Source organism: Bdellovibrio sp. HCB117 (assembly GCF_047305915.1).
Lineage (GTDB): Bacteria > Bdellovibrionota > Bdellovibrionia > Bdellovibrionales > Bdellovibrionaceae > Bdellovibrio > Bdellovibrio bacteriovorus_B.
The window spans coordinates 1,333,969-1,349,526 of sequence record NZ_CP178622.1; the positions used below are offsets into that span (position 1 = coordinate 1,333,969).

The window sequence follows — 15,558 nt, forward strand, 5'->3', positions numbered from 1 at the left end:
CAAAACAGGATACGGTAGAAAACTGGATATGCAGCGAGGTAAGCAAACTAAAAAAGGCGAGAGTCCTACGACTCGTGTTAACTATGAGGATCACAGTCTTAAGTTCTTAGACTGGGTGGATTCCATTGGCCTAGAGAAAACCTTCTTTGGTCGCATCGTTCAGGTCATGGAAGAAAAATTCTTCATCCGCCGTGCTGCCTTGATCTTCCTTTACTGCGTCCTTCTTTCTTACACGATTTTCTACCAATTTGATGTTCCTTATAATTTCAATGTCGGCGATGTCGCAAAATTCGATGTGGTTTCGCCAATCGGTTTTGAAATGACCGACGAGGTCACCACCGAGGAAAAGCGCTTTAAAGCCGAATACTCCGTGCCGATCGTTTACGATTACGACACAAGTGTCTTTGAAAGAGTTTCCGTCAATTTGATTCACTCTTTTAGAACCATGCGCGCTTACTATCGCGAAACGAAATGGTCATCGACACCGGCCGAGCACCGCCGTCAGGTGAAGGAGTTCTTCCAGCATAAAAAACAGTTCGAAAAAGAATTGGGAGTGGTGGTTTCTGACTTCATGTTCGAATGGCTTATTGACCTTAAATTCACTCCCAGAATTGAAGCTGTCATCATTCGTAACTTGGAAAGCTGGTACGATAAAAAGATCGCTGAAGCCCCAGATCGTTTTATCCCGGCCAATCAGGCTAGCGTTCTAGCCCGCGTCGTGCATAAAAACAACTTGGGTAAAGAGTTCCCCATCCCGCGCGAAGAAATCCAAGACCTGCAAGCGCCAGAAAATTTCGAGTTCGATTCAAAAAAAGACCTGAATAGATTTTCTGAAAGTGACCAGGCCAATCTTCTTTATTTCGCAAGATCATTGCTAGTTCCGAATCTTACCTTAAATAAACAGGAAACGGCGTCTCGTAGACAAGCCGCTCGCGATGCGGTGATTCCGGTAACCATCACGATTAAAAAGAACCAAGCCATTATTTCTCAAGGCTCCGTCATTCAACCGGGTCAGATGGCCGTCATTAAACAAATCGAGAACATTCGCGCAGACAAACGCAAAGACATCATGGCGCTTTCAATGGCCTTGATGCTTTCCGTAGCGATTCTAGTTTTCTTCTCGTACCTAAAACGTTTCACGATGAACAAAGTGAAAATCGAGTTTAAAGACGTGACCGTGATGATGCTCATCGCGTTCGGAGCGATTCTTTTCACGAAGATCTACATGTTCATCACGGATGCGGCCTTCGCTTCAAAAATGGGGCATATCATTCCTCCGGCGATCTTCTTGTATGCAGCTCCGGTCGCAGCGGGACCTATGTTGGTGGGTCTCCTTATTTCCTACGGTGAAATCGTTTGGCTCTTCACGGCCTTCCTTTCGGTGTGTCTAGGTATCATGGTCGACTACAACTACAGCTTCATGTTTGTCAGCTTGGTCGGTGGTATCGCGGCAGCTCGCGGGGTTTTCAATTGCAAAACTCGTAACGATATCTACTTCGCTGGCGTCAGAACGGGCGTAGTCAATGCTCTGATGATCGCGTTCATTTTAACGATGACGAAGTTTGATCAAGAGGGCGGACTTAAGGAAATCCTTCTTTCAATCCCGGCGGGGTTCTTGGGTGGTATCTTCAGTGCGCTCGTCACGATGATGTTCATTCCGTTATTAGAATCTATCTTCAATTACACGACGGACGTAAAACTTCTTGAACTCAGCAATTTAAATCATCCGCTACTGAAAGAGATGATCGTCAAGGCTCCGGGAACATATCATCACTCCATGATGGTGGGTTCGATGGTGGAGGCCGCAGCTGAAGAGATCGGCGCCAATCCGCTCTTAGGTAAAGTCATGTGCTACTACCACGATATTGGGAAGATGGAACACGCGAACTACTTCATCGAAAATCAAAAACCAGGACACAATCCTCACGATCATATTTCTCCGTTCATGAGTAAGACTTTGCTAGTGGCGCACGTGAAAGACGGTATAGAGATGGGGATGGCTTATAAATTAGGTAAGCCGATCTTAGACGGTATCGTTCAGCATCACGGAACGACGTTGATTTCGTATTTCTACAACAAAGCTTTGGATCTAAAAAAAGAAGACGATCCAGAAATCAGCGATCAAGACTTCCGTTATCCAGGTCCTAAACCTCAATTCCGTGAATCCGCGCTCTGCATGCTTGCTGACAGTATCGAAGCGGCGGCGCGTTCCCTCGACGAACCTACGCCCGCACGTTTGCAAAACATCGTCCGAAATATCATCCAAAGAAAATTCTCGGATGCACAGCTGGACGAGTGTAATCTGACCCTGAAAGATATTTCCAAAGTCGAAGCCGCCTTCGTTCGCATTCTTCTAGGTATTTACCATCAACGTATCGACTATCCGCGCAGCGCGGGTGGTGGATTGGGCGACACCAATGCAACTTCTGATCGTTAATGAATCTAAGCACGCCGTGCCTCGAAAATTCATCACCGAGTGGATGGAAGAAGTGGTCGGTGAGCTTAAAAAACGTCGCATTCTTAAAGCCGCTCACGCGAAAAAAGAACTCACCTTGGTGTTCTTAGATAAAAAGCCCGCGCAGAAAATCAATTTCGAGTTTCGCGGAAAAGACTACGCCACAGATGTTCTTAGTTTTGACTCGATGGACCCGATTTCTTTCGGGGAACTTGTCATGTGTCCCGAAGTTCTAAAGCGCCAGGCAAAGGAACATAAACTCAGCTTTCAACATGAATTGGGATACATGCTTTTGCATGGAGTTCTTCATTTATTGGGTTATGACCATGAGACCAATGAAAAGGACGCCAAAGAAATGTTCGACCTCCAGGACGCTGTTTTCGAAAAGCTTTTGAAAAAACTTTCTGCCTAAATCAGGCTCAATTCTTCTATATTGCTGCTTAAGATCAAAAAATAAAAGATCCCCTCGGAAAGGACACTTTGCGCTCCTTGATTTGATCAAGTTTTAAGCGAAACCGGGGTGGGTCCATCAGTTTCCACTCTGAAACTCGTATATTTCGCAATTCGTCGAACGAGCACACCCTGGCATCGAGATTGTAATAGGGAAGTAGTGTTCTCCCTTGTCGCCTCCGAGAGCTTTCCCCTCCCTGCTCGCGGAGGCGTTTTTCTTGACAGACTAGGTCCCCCAGATACACTGGGGCCTATGTCTATCGTTACTGAATCATCGGAAATCAAAAGCAGAATCGGCGCTCTCGAAAGTTTCTCGACGGAACTTCGGGGGTATCTTTGACCTAGATAAAAAGAAAAAGCGTCTTGACGAGCTTGCGATCCAAGCCGAAAACCCCGCGCTGTGGGAAAAGCCTGCAGAAATGCAAAAACTCAATAAAGAAAAGACCCTGCTTGAAAGAGCCGTGGGAGAGTTTGATTCTTTCGCCAATCGCCTGAGCGATGCCAAAGTTCTTTTGGAAATGGCAATGGAGGCTCAAGATGAGGGCAGCTTCAGTGAAGTGAAAGCCGAAGTCGATTCGTTAGAAAAATACGGCCAAGATTTAGAATTAAAACGAGTTCTCAACGGCGAACTTGATACCAACAGTGCTTACTTATCGATCAACTCTGGCGCCGGCGGGACCGAGTCCTGTGATTGGGCCGAGATGCTGCTTCGTATGTACACACGCTATGCCGACAAGCACGGCTATAAAGTCAGCGTTGTCGAGATGACCGAAGGTGAAGGCGCGGGCATCAAATCCTGCACTCTTTTAGTCGAAGGACCTTACGCCTATGGTTACTTGAAAGCCGAATCGGGCGTTCATCGTCTGGTGCGTATTTCTCCGTTTGACTCCAATGCTCGTCGACACACTTCTTTTGCGTCCGTGTTTGCATGGGCTGAGGTCGACGACGACATCAATATTGAAGTTCGTCCGGAAGACACGCGCGTTGAAACTTTCCGTTCTAGTGGAGCCGGTGGACAGCACGTGAATAAGACCGACTCTGCCGTTCGTATGTACCATATTCCGACAGGCATCGTAGTGTCCTGCCAAATGGAGCGTTCGCAAATCCAAAATAGAGAAAAGGCGATGAAGATGTTGAAAGCGCGCCTTTACGAATTGGAAATTGAAAAGCGCAACGCGGAAAAAGACGCGATGAACTCGCAGAAAAAAGCCAACGAGTGGGGATCGCAAATCCGTTCGTACGTGATGCATCCTTACCAAATGGTGAAAGACCACCGCACGGACTTTGAAACCAACCAAGTGGACGATGTGATGGATGGAGATTTAGATGGCTTTATCATGGCTTATCTAAAATCCCAAATCACCACAGAGGCGAAACCTCAGTGAATAAGTCCTTAATGTGGATTGCATGGCGACTTTTGATTTCTCGGAAAACTCTTTTCGGAGGATCAGCGCCGTTATCTCTTTTGGGACTTGTTTTAGGAGTGGCGGCTCTAGTGGCATCTATGGCCGTGATGAGTGGTTTTGAATCCACGCTGAAGCATGCGATGGCCGATGTTTCCGGACACGCTCAAGTTGTTAAGCGCTCCCGTTTTCCTGATGACTATAAAGAACTTGAAGAGCGGATTAAAAAAGCAGAGCCCACATTGGTGGGATCCTCACGCTTCGTCTTTATTGAAGCGGTTCTAGCTCATCAAGGAAAGATCTCTGGAATCCTGATTCAAGGTGTAGACACTCAAGAAGTCGGCAAAGTTTTAAATTTCAAAAGCCGGGTGATGAGTGGTACGGCCGACTTAAGTTCTTCTTCAGAGTCGGAAGTTCCCCTGGCCTTAATGGGTAAAGGCCTTGCTGCAAAAATGGATTTGAAAGTCGGCGATCGTTTCCGTGTGGTCGTTCCTGTTGCTGACGCCGTTGATCCGTCAAAATTCCAGCGCCGCGTGGGGGAGTTCCAGCTGCAAGGCATTTTGGACTTAGGAAAATACGATTGGAACGAAAGATTCATTCTCAGCGATCTTGCAGCGACACAAAAACTAGCTGACATTGGTGATCGCTATTCCGGTTTACTTCTGCGATTTGAAGATGTGGACTATGCACGCCAAGCCGCTTTCAATTTAAGTCATGTCTTGGGTTCTCCATACTGGGTGCGCGATTGGAGAGACTCTAATGAAAATCTTTTCGAAGCCGTCAGCGTAGAACGTCCCGGAATTTTCTTTGTTGTTTTGATTATCACTTTGGTGGCGGCATTCAACGTCTCGTCCACGTTGCTGGTGAACGTCGTTCGTCGCTATAAAGACATTGCGATTTTAAAAACCGTCGGTCTTTCGCGAAAAGACATTATTAAGATCTTCGCCTTCCAAGGGCTTTTCATGGGCGGGATTGGTTTGTTCTTTGGGTTTATTCTAGGATTTATTCTTTGCCTGCTCTTTAACTTTGCGCAAAGCCGTTTAGGTCTCGTTGCCGGTGAAGTTTATCGTCTGGATTCGATCGACGTGAACATCCGTTTTGTTGATTCCATCGCGATTGTTATCGCTACACTTTTGATTTGTTTCATCGCCACTTTGGCGCCGGCTCGTCGCGGCGGCCGATTGAACCCAGTAGAAGGGCTTCGCAATGAATGACACTAATGTATTTTTAAAAGCCGTTGATATTCACAAATCTTACAGCCAAGGTACGGGAGAGTTAGAAATTCTTCGTGGCATCAGCCTAGAAATCAAAGAGGGCGAAGCTTTAGCGATCTTAGGTTCTTCGGGCGCGGGTAAAAGTACACTGCTTCAAATTATGGGAACTTTGGATCGTCCGAATAAGGGCGAACTTTTTTGTGAAGGCCGCGATCTTTTGGCGATGAGTGATGACGAGCTGTCTCGTTTTCGTAACGCGGAAATGGGATTTGTATTCCAGTTCCATCATCTATTAGGCGAGTTCACAGCCTTAGAAAACATCATGATTCCTTGTCGCGTGGCGGGTGAAGCCCCGAAAGCGGCACGCGAAAAAGCTTTGCATCTTTTAGAGTTCATGGGTCTTGCTGAGCGTCGAGAACATTATCCCAATCAACTTTCCGGCGGGGAGTTGCAGCGGGTCGCCATCGCGCGTGCCTTGGTGCGACATCCAAAGATTCTTTTCGCCGACGAACCCACAGGAAATTTGGATTCGCAGACGAGCGGAAAGATTCAAGAGTTGTTCTTCCGCCTGAAGGAAGAAATGAAGCTCGCGTTGGTGGTGGTGACGCATGATCTTACTTTTGCCACCAAATTCCCCAAAGTATACCGAATGAAAGACGGCATCTGGGTTTAGGACGCTTGAACATTAGTTTCTAGTTGCGTTGCTGCCTCCTCGGCGTATTACAATACGCCTTCGTCATTGCGCCTTGTAGAAACTAATGTTGAAGCGTCCTAAAAGTTATGGGTTCTATTGCGCTAACTGCGCGCTTTTCCTTGGAAGCGCGGCGCGTCTTCTTTGACAGGACCTTGGTCTTAAGTTACGATTCCCCAATAAATTTGTAAGTACGCAGAAATCTTATAGATTTTCGAAAAACGCCTGGCGGGGAATAGACTTTGAGTAAGCTTCTTTGTGCATTGTTAATCACTTCGTTATCTTCGACGGTTTGGGCAGCCCCAGCTAAGAAGAAAACCGCTAAAAATTCTAAAGCTCCCGTGCAAGCGGCAGCTCCAGTTTCTTCAGGTCTGACGATCAAAAATATTGAAGTCACTGGAAATCGTAAAATCGAAAAGGATGCGATTCTAACCAAGATCACTTCCAAAGTGGGCGGAGAGTATTCTGCACTCAGCCTGCGCGAAGACGTCGAAGCTCTTTTTAAACTTGGATTTTTTAACGACATCGAAGTGGACCGCCAAGTTTCTGGTAAAGACGTCACTCTGACATATAAAGTTTTAGAAAAGCCCTCCATCGTAGAAATCACTTACGAAGGTAATAGCGAAGTAAAGTCTGAAGACATCGCCGACGCGACAGGCATCAAGCCGTACCAGCTTTTGAATATGGCGAAAGTAAAAGAAGCCGTTGAAAAAATCCAAAAGCTTTACGAAGACAAAGGTTATTTCTTAGCAAAAATCGAAGCGGAAGTTCAAAACATCAACAAAGACGAAACTGTTCGTTTGGTGTTTAAGATTCGCGAAAACGACAAAGTAAAAGTAAAAAAGATCACGTTCCTGGGAAATCAAGCCTTGGGCGATGGCCAGCTGAAATCCAAGATGCTCACTCAAGAGGGCGGATTCTTCTCGGGACTTTCTGGTTCTGGTCAATACAAACAAGAGATGTTCGAGCGTGACGTGCAAATCCTTCGCTTCCTTTACTGGAATCAAGGTTACGTGCAAGCCAAAGTCGACCGTCCACAAGTGACCGTGACTCCAGATAAAAAGAACATCTACATCACGATCCGTATCGAAGAGGGCGAGCAGTACGATGTTGGTGAAGTCGATTTTGCTGGCGACATCTTGTTCCCAAAACAAGAGCTTTATGAGGCGATCAAGATTGATGACAACGGCGTTTTTGCTTACGACGTTCTTCAAAAAGACATCAGTGAGTTGACGGCGAAGTACGGTGATCTAGGTTATGCCTATGCCAACGTGATTCCTCGTACGGCGTTTAATGCTAAAGAACGTAAAGTGAATTTGATCTTTGAATTCGACAAGGGATCTAAAGTTTACTTCGGCAAAATCAACATGATCGGAAACTCCAAGACGCGCGATAAAGTCATCCGTCGTGAATTAAAAATCCACGAAGGGGAGCTTTACAACGAAACACGCCGTCGTCAGTCTTTGGAAAACATCCAACGCTTAGGATACTTCGAAGAAGTGAACTTCAAAACTTCGATCGATCCAGAGCGCACAGAAGTGATGAACGTCGACATCGCCGTGAAAGAAAGAAACACCGGACAAATCCAATTGGGTGCTGGTTACGGAACATCACAAGGTTTCACTTTGCAAGGTTCGATCAATCAGGCGAACTTCTTGGGTAAAGGACAAAACTTAGGTGCGTCTTTGAACCTAAGTAATACAGGAAGCTATTACAGCCTTTCTTTCACTGAGCCTTACTTCAACGACACTCTTTGGTCTGTCGGTGGAGACCTTTATCAAAGTGCCAACTCCGCACGTGCCGACTACGATGAAAAACACACGGGTGGAGCCATCCGTTTCGGTCACCCGTTGGCCGAGTTCACGCGTGGATACTTGCGCTACAAATACGATGATACTCAGCTGGAAGAAAAATTCGATAGTGAAGAGCAGTCTTTAACGGACCGCGATTTATTCCCTCTAGAAACAGCATCGGGTGTCACTAGCTCTATCACGGCGACGATTGATTATGACACTCGTAACGACCGTCAAATGCCGACGAAAGGGATGTATGCGAGTGCGTCTTATGAGTACGCAGGTCTAGGTGGAGACTTGAAATTCACTCGCATGAACACGAACTTCCGCTACTACAAAAACTTATTCTGGGATGTGGTGTGGCGAAATAACATCAGTTACGCGCGCATTGATTCTTTAGAAGGCCAAGACGTGCCGTTCAGTGAATTGTATCTTCTTGGTGGTCCTTATTCTCTGCGTGGTTACCGTTCGTACCGTGTGGGTAAAATGAAACTATCCAACAAGATCAAAGCTAAGATCATCGCGGACAACCCGGGCATTAGTGACGAAGAAGCCACAAAGCGTGCGATGCGTTTCTACGGTGGTACTCAACAGGCGATGTACCAGACGGAATTACAGTTCCCTTTAGTTAAAGATGCTGGCATCATGGGTGCTGGATTCTTCGACGTCGGTGCTGCGGATGATATCCTATCAGAGGATAATTTCTACGCAGACGTTGGCTTCGGTATCCGCTGGTACTCTCCGATCGGGGTCTTGCGTTTCGAATGGGGCTTCCCACTGAACCGCGATCCACTCTACCACGACGCGACCGTGTTTGAGTTTTCGATCGGGCCTAGTTTCTAGCGTGCGAACGCGCAGGAAGTCGCAGCGCCTCTGGCGCGGAGACTGGACTAGCTCGGCCTCACAGAGAGTAACAAAGAATTTAGTTTTAAACCTTTAAGGAGGATTGATGAAAAAAATGTTGATCGTGCTAAGCATGCTTATGACGGCATCCTTCGCACACGCGGAAGCAAAAGTAGGTTACGTGGATATGCAAAAAGCTATTCAATCTACTTCTGCAGGTAAGAAAGCAAAAACGGAACTTGAAGGCGAGTTCAATAAAAAGAAAAAAGAACTCGAGAAGAAAGAAGCTGATTTGAAAAAAATGGGCGAAGACTTGGAAAAGAAAAAGTCTGTTCTTTCTGAAGATGCTCTAGGTAAAAAACAAGCGGAATTCCAAGAAGAAATGTTGAAGTACCGTGATGTTGTTGGCAAAAGCCAAGTTGAAATCCAAAAGAAAGAGCGTGAACTCACAGCTCCTATCTTGGAAAAAATGAAAAAAGTAATCGCTAAAATCGCGAAAGACAAAGGCTACACGATGGTGATTGAGAACTCTCAGATGGTGCTTTATGCAACACCTGAGGCGGATTTAACACAAGAAGTGATCGCGGCCTTCGAAAAAGAAAAGTAGATCTCGGATAAAAACGAAAGGGCCTGCAAGGGCCCTTTCTAGTTTAAGGTAAAGTACTCATGGCAAATTATAAAGTTCATCCAAGCAGTGTCATCTCTCCCGAAGCTGAAATAGCAGACGATGTTGAAATCGGTCCTTACTGCTTGATTCAAGGTAAAGTTAAAATTGGTAAAGGCACGTTAGTAGAAGGTCATGTGACCTTGGGTTCTCGCCACGGTATTCTGGAAATCGGCGAAAACAATCACTTCTCTCCAGGTGCCGTTATCGGTGGTCCGCCACAAGACGTTTCTTACAAAGGCGAACCGACAAAATTGGTTATCGGAAAAAACAACACCTTCCGTGAATTTACAACAGTGAATATCGGAACTCCTAAAGGTGGCGGCGTTACTTCCATTGGCGACAACTGTCTTTTGATGGCTTACACGCACATCGGGCATGACTGTCATATCGCGAACAATGTGGTGATCGTGAATGGTTGCCACTTGGGTGGTCACTGTGAAATCGAAGAAAACGTAACTATCGGCGGGGTTTCGGCTCTGAACCAGTTCACAAAAGTGGGTCGTGGTGCCTTCATCGCGGGTTCTTCGATTGTGAACAAAGACATTCTTCCGTTCTCACGCGCGCAGGGTAACTACGCGACGATCCGTGCAACAAATAAAATCGGTCTTTCTCGTAAAGGATTCCCACGTGAAGAAGTCGCGAATGTCCACAAAGCCATTCGTATCATCATTATGGGATCTCACACGGTGGACGAAGGTATCGAGCGTATCAAACAAGAATGCGTTATGAGTCCTAACATTGAATATTTCATCAACTTCATTAAGTCTTCGAAACGCGGTATTGCTGTAGATAGAAGCCCTAAAGGATGGCAGGACGATGACTAGTCAGAAATTGCGTGCCGCTGTGATCGGCGTGGGTTACTTAGGTAATTTTCACGCTCAGAAATATAAAAACAATCCCCACGTCGAACTTGTGGGAGTCTGTGATCACTTCCCCGCACAAGCAGATAAGATTGCGGCAGAGTTGGGAGTTAAAAGCTTTCATCGTCCGCAAGATTTGCTTGGACAAGTAGATCTGGTGACTGTAGCTGCTAGCACCTTAAGTCACTACGAAGTGGCAAAAACGTTTTTGCAAAACGGCGTGCACGTGAATGTTGAAAAACCAATCACGGCGACTGTGCCTCAAGCCGAAGAGCTTGTGGCTTTAGCAGAAAAAAATAATTTGAAATTAGCTGTGGGTCACATCGAGCGATTCAATCCTTCTGTGGTGGAAGTTAAGAAAAATCTAAAACAACCTCGTTTGATCGAACTGACTCGTATGGCGACTTACAAAGCGCGCGGCGCCGATGTCAGTGTGTTGCATGACCTGATGATTCACGATATCGACATGTTGTTCTTCTTAAGCGGTACAAGCGAAATTGAATCTATGATTGGAACAGGTTCTAAACTTGTTTCCAAAGAACTCGACACGGCCTCGGTAGCTATCAAGATGAAAAACGGTGTGGTGGGCGTGATCAACGTCAGCCGTGTTTCTTCGACAATGACAAGATCCGTGCGTGTGATCGAAGACGATTTCACTCTATTTGCCAATACGGGCATTCATGAGCTTGAAAAAGGCGAAAAGGGACCTGGCGGAGACGAACTTGTAAAGTACACGAAGTGGACTTTAGAAAAAGCCGATGCTCTTCAAAAAGAAACCGACGCCTTTGTCGATGCCGTTATCAATAATAAAAAACCTGTGGTTACAGGAGTCGATGGTCTTGTTGCTTTAAAAGCAATTGAAGACGTGCAAAGAATGATCGAGGGCTAATGGATCAGGTTCTGTTTGTCGCGGCGGAAGCCTCTAGCGTCACCTATGCTCAAAGAATTCTCGAAGCTTGGAAAAAGCAGGGACGTAATATTCATGCTTTCGGTGTCGGCAGTCAGGACATGGAAAACATTGGCTTTGAACGTTTAGGAAAATCGGAAGAGATGGCAGTCGTAGGGGCGGCAGAAATCATCGCTCAATACAGCCACCTCAAAGGTGTTTTTGATAGCCTTGTCGCCGAAGCTGAAAAACGTCGTCCTAAAGTCGCCATCGTGATGGATTACCCAGAGTTCAACTTGATGCTTTCTAAAAAGCTTCATGCGATGGGCATTCCGGTTGTGTACTATATCTCTCCGCAAGTGTGGGCGTGGCGCAAAGGTCGTGTAAAGACGATCAAGAAGTACTGCAAAGAAGTCTTCGTTCTTTTTCCATTTGAAGTGCCCTTTTATGAAGAACACGGTGTTCCTGTTGAGTTCGTAGGGCATCCTCTATTGGATGAGCTTGATGACAAACTTCTTAACGACAAAGAGTATCTCAAAATTCATCGCAATCAGTGTGGTATCCGTGATGATGAAATCGTTTTGGGTCTGATGCCGGGAAGCCGTCGTTTAGAACTCAAGCAACACTTTCAGATTCAACTGGATACGGCACGTGTCTTATCCAAAAAATATCCGAACCTGAAAGTCGTGATTTTGACGGCTCCGACGTTCACGAAAGAAAAAATGCAAGAGTACCTGGAAGACTTCCGTCTGCCTTATGTGCTTTTGAAGGACGAACCTTTCCGTATGATTCATCTTGTGGACATGATGCTCGTGGCTTCGGGAACAGCGACACTGCAAGTGGGTATTTTGAAAAAACCGATGGTCATCATGTATCGCATGAAATGGCTGACGGGAGTTTTCGCCAAACTCGTGGTGCGCGGAACGAAGTATTTCGGTCTCGTGAATTTGATTTTGAACAAAGAAGCCGTGCCGGAAAGATTCCAATCGGAAGTGAATCCAGAACATCTGGCTTCCTTGTTAGAAAAATATATCGTGGATCCCGCTTACAAAGCGCAGGTCATTCATGACTTGGAAGAGCTTAGAAAATATCTTGGCGACCGCGGAGCCACTCAGCGTGTTGTGAAAGCATTGGATAAATATTTAACAAAATGAAGTATTATTTAAAGCCTTTTTCTTTTCTGTATAACCAAGTTGTCGGAGTCAAAAACTCTCTGTACACCCGTGGAGTGATCAGTGTCTACAAAGCACCGGTCCCTGTGGTGAGTATCGGAAATCTGACAGTCGGGGGCACAGGAAAAACGCCTATCACCGACTATTGCTTAAAAGCTCTGGTCGCTGACGGGAAAAAGGTGGCTGTCATCAGTCGGTCTTATCGTGCGGATGCCGAAAGCCCGTCGCAAGTGGATGTCGGTCATCCGTTTGCAGCACGTTATTACGGTGATGAGCCGGTTCTCCTTGCTCAAGCCAATCCTCAAGTGGCTGTCTTTGTGGGCCCCAGTAAATGGCAGACGGCGAAGTACGCTGTCAGCAAAGACCAGTTCGATTTACTTATTGTCGATGACGGTTTTCAACATCGCAAACTGCATCGCGATCTCAATATCGTGATTTTGGATGCGACAGAAAATATCGAAAATTACGCGGTTCTTCCAGAAGGCCGTGCCCGTGAATCTTGGGCGGGAGTGGACCGAGCAGATGTCTTGGTTCTTTCCAAATGCAATTTGGCTCCCGATGCCGATTTGAAAGTTCTGGAAAGCCGCCTGCCTAAAGATAAAGAAGTTCTTTATCTCGGTTATCAAATCAATCATTTGAAAAATGTCGCTACCAAAGCGGTGATCGCTCGTGAAGAGCTTCAAGGAAAATCCTTATTCCTGGTTTCTGCGATCGCTCGTCCGGATGTTTTTGAAAAAATGATGAGAAATATCGGAGAGGTTTCTAAAAAAAGTCTGCACTACCGAGATCATCATCAGTATACGGCAGCCGATGTGGCACGCATTGAAGATGAGTTCCGCAAATCCAAGGCTGATTATCTTATCACGACTGAAAAGGACGCGGTGAAACTGCGCCAGCTTTTCTCAGACTCCTCGCTGCTATGGAGCGCCTCTTTAGAGGTGGCCGAGCAGGGAAAGAAGGGACGTCTTCATGAACTTATTAGTCAAATTCTTCGTTAGTGTAATGAGCTTTTTTAGCTCGATGTTTCCTCGCACCTGGCTTCGTAAATCGGGCTCATGGGTAGGGTTTCTTTGGTTTGATGTTTTTGGTTTCCGCAAGCAAATCGTAATGAATAATCTGCAAATCGCCTTCCCCGAATGGAGTGAAGAACAAAAACTCAAGGTCGGGCGCGAGTCCGTTTATAATTTGGGCTATAATTTCGGGGAATTTTTCTTCATCCCATCTTTGTCGCAAAAATGGCTCGATAAGAATGCCGTTTTTGAAGGCTGGGAGAATATCGAAAAAGCCCGCGCCGGCGGCAAAGGAATGTTCTTTTTGACTTTGCACTTAGGAAATGGGGACCTCGCAGCAAACACGCTGGTTATGAAAGGTCAGCCGACCTACATCATCACGAAAAAATTCAAAACTCAGTGGTTCAACGATTTGTGGTTTGCCACTCGCGGAGCTAAAGGTGTTCAGTATATCGATGCTCACGGCCCCAATAATGCCTTTGAGATTTTAAAAGCTCTTAAGAAAAATGCCGCAGTGGTGTTCGTGTTAGATCAATACATGGGAAAACCTTACGGGGTTGCGACGACGTTCTTCGGTAAGCGCACGGGCACCGCCTATGGTCTAGCTCTGTTTGCGCAAAAGACGAAGGCGCCTGTTCTGCCGATTTACACCTTCGAGGGCCCTGATAAAAAACTGCATGTAGTTATTGAACCAGCTATAGACACATCTCAAAGTGTGTCCGAAGATAAAGATCAGACTATCTTGAACCTGACACAGTCCTTCAACAACAAGTTGGAAGAGATTGTGCGTAAGCACCCTGAACAATGGATGTGGGTGCATCGTCGATGGAAGGATTTTTAGTGAAAGTGCCAAATCTTCTGGGATCAATCGTTGCGGTGATGTTTTTGGCTTCTTGCTCATCTTCAGTTTTGAAGTATGAAAAGTCCGAGAATCTGAAAAAGAACGACGAGTTCGAAAACGCAGTCTCGATTGTAAAACCAGAAGCACCGGCTCCAGCACCGGCAGACCCGACTCAGCCGGCGGAAACGGCGGCGGCTCCAGTGACCACGGCTCCAGCTCCAAAGACTCCAGAGAAATCTTCAAGTAAGTCTGGGGCGTCTTCTAGTAAAGGTGCTACGACAAAATCAAATTCATCGAAGGCTTCTTCCTCTGGAGCAGCTTCGGCGTCTGCGGTCTCTACCAAAAAAGACTCAAAGAAGAGTTCAGCAAAATCTGCGAAGTCTGCTAAGGCTGAACCTGCAAAAGCAGAGGCTCCTGCGACTCGTCAGCCAGACATTGAAGACTCTGTGGGATTTGAAGGCGCTAGCCGCCGTCCATTGAAAGATCCCTTCCGCGTGGGTGAAGAAGTCGTGCACGATGTTCACTACTTCAAAGTGTCCGCAGGTGAGCTTCGTTTAAAAGTTGAGCCCTTTGCGATGGTGAATAATCGCAAGTCCTATACATTCGCTATCGAAATCAAAACAAGTAAGTTGTTCAATAGTTTCTATAGCGTTGATGACCGCGTAGAAACTTTTGTGGATTTTGAAGACCTAGTTCCGCGTGTTTTCCAATTGCATGTCAAAGAATCCAAGCAACTTCGTGAAGCCAAAATGCTTTTTGATACCGAAAAGAACACCGCGACTTTCTGGGAAAAGAAAGTGACTAAAGAAGACGGAGAAGAAGAAAAGCGCCAACAATGGGACATTCTTCCATTCACTCAGAATGTGTACAGCGCCGTCTACTACATGAGAAACTTCCAATGGGAGACCGGAAAAGAATATTCCTTCCGCGTCGCCAACGATAATGAAAACCTCGTTTTTTCCGGTAAAGCCATTCGCCGTGAAGTTCTCGACACTGAGCTGGGCCCCATGAAGGCCATCGTGATTCAGCCCAATATCGTCTTAAAAGGGAAATTCAAACCTATCGGCGATAACTTCATCTGGTTGTCTGATGACGATAGAAAATACGTGTTACGTATCGAATCCAAAATCAAGATCGGAACCTTGGTTTCCGAGGTGGTCTCGATCAATCCAGGTAAGCCGTAGCTGACTCGGAGCTGTTCGACCCATTCGGGTAGCCACAATCGATCTCGGATCGTCTCGATTCTTCGGACAAACCGTAGTGGTCTCTTGAT

At 46.2% G+C, this 15,558-nt stretch carries 13 protein-coding genes; all 13 read left to right on the top strand.

All coding sequences use genetic code 11. The features are described 5' to 3' along the window. The first annotated feature begins 28 nt into the window (after positions 1–28). A complete protein-coding gene (locus ACLWBD_RS06390) occupies positions 29–2,437 on the top strand; it encodes an HD family phosphohydrolase (RefSeq protein ID WP_063208444.1) in 2,409 nt (802 codons plus the stop codon). Next, a complete protein-coding gene (ybeY, locus tag ACLWBD_RS06395; RefSeq protein ID WP_063208442.1) occupies positions 2,418–2,867 on the top strand; it encodes an rRNA maturation RNase YbeY in 450 nt (149 codons plus the stop codon). The genes ACLWBD_RS06390 and ybeY overlap by 20 nt, the downstream gene beginning before the upstream one ends. A gap of 304 nt (positions 2,868–3,171) precedes the next feature. After that, positions 3,172–4,290 (top strand): peptide chain release factor 2, encoded by a 1,119-nt coding sequence (gene prfB, locus ACLWBD_RS06400; protein WP_081111057.1) that lies wholly within the window; start codon positions 3,172–3,174, stop codon positions 4,288–4,290. Next, a complete protein-coding gene (locus ACLWBD_RS06405) occupies positions 4,287–5,522 on the top strand; it encodes an FtsX-like permease family protein (RefSeq protein ID WP_413570108.1) in 1,236 nt (411 codons plus the stop codon). Before prfB ends, ACLWBD_RS06405 begins: the two co-directional genes overlap by 4 nt. After that, on the top strand, positions 5,515–6,195 hold the full coding sequence (locus ACLWBD_RS06410; protein WP_413570110.1) for an ABC transporter ATP-binding protein: 681 nt from the start codon (positions 5,515–5,517) through the stop codon (positions 6,193–6,195). The genes ACLWBD_RS06405 and ACLWBD_RS06410 overlap by 8 nt, the downstream gene beginning before the upstream one ends. Before the next feature lie 260 nt (positions 6,196–6,455). Beyond that, a complete protein-coding gene (bamA, locus tag ACLWBD_RS06415; RefSeq protein ID WP_413570113.1) occupies positions 6,456–8,849 on the top strand; it encodes an outer membrane protein assembly factor BamA in 2,394 nt (797 codons plus the stop codon). A gap of 106 nt (positions 8,850–8,955) precedes the next feature. After that, entirely contained in the window at positions 8,956–9,456 is a 501-nt protein-coding gene (locus ACLWBD_RS06420; protein ID WP_063208432.1) for an OmpH family outer membrane protein, read from the top strand. Between the two features lie 59 nt (positions 9,457–9,515). Next, entirely contained in the window at positions 9,516–10,340 is an 825-nt protein-coding gene (gene lpxA, locus ACLWBD_RS06425; RefSeq protein WP_063208430.1) for an acyl-ACP--UDP-N-acetylglucosamine O-acyltransferase, read from the top strand. Continuing rightward, positions 10,333–11,265, top strand: coding sequence for a Gfo/Idh/MocA family protein (locus tag ACLWBD_RS06430; protein ID WP_413570116.1), 933 nt, complete (start codon positions 10,333–10,335; stop codon positions 11,263–11,265). The genes lpxA and ACLWBD_RS06430 overlap by 8 nt, the downstream gene beginning before the upstream one ends. Next, the gene (gene lpxB, locus ACLWBD_RS06435; RefSeq protein ID WP_413570118.1) at positions 11,265–12,416 is read left to right on the top strand and encodes a lipid-A-disaccharide synthase; all 1,152 of its coding nucleotides are present in this window, start codon (positions 11,265–11,267) and stop codon (positions 12,414–12,416) included. The genes ACLWBD_RS06430 and lpxB overlap by 1 nt, the downstream gene beginning before the upstream one ends. Further along, complete coding sequence (gene lpxK / locus ACLWBD_RS06440) at positions 12,413–13,432, top strand: tetraacyldisaccharide 4'-kinase (RefSeq protein WP_413570119.1); 1,020 nt, start codon at positions 12,413–12,415, stop codon at positions 13,430–13,432. Before lpxB ends, lpxK begins: the two co-directional genes overlap by 4 nt. Positions 13,433–13,454: 22 nt before the next feature. Continuing rightward, a complete protein-coding gene (locus ACLWBD_RS06445) occupies positions 13,455–14,285 on the top strand; it encodes a lysophospholipid acyltransferase family protein (RefSeq protein WP_413570722.1) in 831 nt (276 codons plus the stop codon). After that, positions 14,270–15,469 carry a DUF3108 domain-containing protein gene (locus ACLWBD_RS06450; protein WP_413570122.1) on the top strand — a complete coding sequence of 400 codons (1,200 nt, stop codon included), beginning with the start codon at positions 14,270–14,272 and terminating at the stop codon, positions 15,467–15,469. The genes ACLWBD_RS06445 and ACLWBD_RS06450 overlap by 16 nt, the downstream gene beginning before the upstream one ends. Positions 15,470–15,558: the final 89 nt, after the last annotated feature.